Source organism: Streptomyces sp. WG5 (assembly GCF_049974565.1).
Classification (GTDB): domain Bacteria; phylum Actinomycetota; class Actinomycetes; order Streptomycetales; family Streptomycetaceae; genus Streptomyces.
In genome coordinates this window covers 1-1,820 of record NZ_JBNGGC010000112.1, presented here as the reverse complement: position 1 = coordinate 1,820, position 1,820 = coordinate 1, and the positions used below count along the sequence as shown (strand labels likewise).

The 1,820-nt window shown below is 74.7% G+C and carries 1 protein-coding gene; it reads right to left on the bottom strand.

Annotation, left to right across the window (positions count from 1 at the left end):
- A partial coding sequence (locus ACP4IX_RS36085; RefSeq protein WP_426558862.1) for a polyketide synthase dehydratase domain-containing protein occupies nt 1–1,808 on the bottom strand: 1,808 nt, incomplete at its 3' end.
- Between the last annotated feature and the right edge of the window lie 12 nt (nt 1,809–1,820).

The window sequence follows — 1,820 nt, the reverse complement described above, 5'->3', positions numbered from 1 at the left end:
CGGCGGATCGCGAGCTGGGGTTCGCCGGTGGCGAGGGCCGCGGGGAGCGCCCGGACGGAGGCAGGGTCGCCGTCGAGGTCGACGAGGACGAACCGGACGGGGTGCTCCGACTGCGCCGAGCGCAGCAGACCACGCACCGCACCGCCCGCGAGGTCCGCGACCGCTCCACCGGGCACCGTCGTCACGGCACCCGACGTCAGCCACACCAGCGGCGTGTCCGCGAGGCGCTCGTCCGCGAGCCATTCCTGCACGGTTCCCAGCGCGCCCTGGACGGCCGAGTGCACCGTGCCGGCCACGCCGTCGTCACCGGTTCCGGGCAGGTGGGCGAAGACGGCGTCGAAGGCCGGCTCGCCCGCCGACAGTGCCTCGCGAAGCGCGGCGAGGCCGGCGTACTCCGCCACGACCGCGCCCGTGGAAGAGGCCAGGCCGAGTTCGTCCCGGCCGAGCACGGCCCAGCGCCGGCTCGGCGCGCCGTCACCACGCGCGATGGTCACGGACGACCATTCGATGCCGAACAGCGAGTCCAGGTGGGCTGCTTCGGCGACGCGTACCTGCTCGGCGGAGACGGTACGCAGGGCGAGGGCGTCCACGGTGGCGACCGGTGCGCCAGAGGTGTCGGCGATCTCCAGGCGTATGCCGTCCGTGCCCTTCCGCGCGACGTGGACGCGCAGGGCCTCGGCGCCCGCGGCGTGCAGGGTCACCCCGGTCCAGGAGAACGGCAGGCGTCCCACACCCACGGTGCCGCCCAGCCCGCCCAGCGCCAGCGCGTGCAGACAGGCGTCGAGGAGGGCGGGGTGCAGGCCGAAGTCCCGCGCGGCCGAGGCGTGCCCCTCGGGCAGCGCGATGTCCGCGTACACGCTCTCCCCGAGGCGCCACGCGGCCGTCAGACCCTGGAACACCGGCCCGTAGCCCATACCGAGTCCGTCCAGGACCTCGTACAGGTCATCCGTCTCCGCGGGCTCGGCGCCCGCCGGGGGCCACTGGGCGAGCTCGAAGTCCGGGCGGGCGGCGCCTCGGGCGAGGACGCCGTCGGCGTGCCGCACCCACGACTCGTCGCCGGCGCCGTTCTGGACGCGGGAGGAGAGTGTGAAGGTGCGCCGGCCCGTGCCGTCGGCGTCCGGCGCGGACACGTGGATCTGCATCTGCGCGCCGCCGTGCTCGGGCAGCACGAGCGGGGCCTGGAGGGTGAGTTCCTCCAGGACGTCACAGCCGACCTGGTCACCGGCGCGGACGGCCAGTTCCACGAAGGCCGTGCCCGGCAAGATCACGGAGCCCCACACGGCGTGGTCGGCGAGCCAGGGGTGGGCGTCGAGGGAGAGGCGGCCGGTGAGCAGGAACCCTTCGCCGTCGGCGAGGGCGACGGCCGCCCCCAGCAGGGGGTGGTCCACGGCCTCCAGGCCGGCGGCACGCACGTCGCCGACGCCGGTGCCCGGCTCGATCCAGTAGCGCTGGCGCTGGAAGGCATAGGTGGGCAGGTCGACACGCTGTGCGCCCGTGCCGGCGAAGAACGCGGCCCAGTCCACCTCCACGCCCCGCACATACGCCTGCGCCAGCGCCGTGACGGCCGTCTCCGCCTCAGGACGGCCCTTGCGCAGGACGGGGACGAAGGCCGCGCCTTCGCCCGTCACGCACTCCTGAGCCATCGCCGACAGCACACCGTCCGGGCCGAGTTCGAGGTACGTGGTGACGCCCGCCGCCTCCAGCGCGCGGACGCCGTCCAAGAAGCGCACGGCCTCACGGACGTGCCGCACCCAGAAGTCCGCCGACGCCATCTCGTCCGTGACCAGGGCGCCCGTCAGGTTCGACACCACCGGAATACG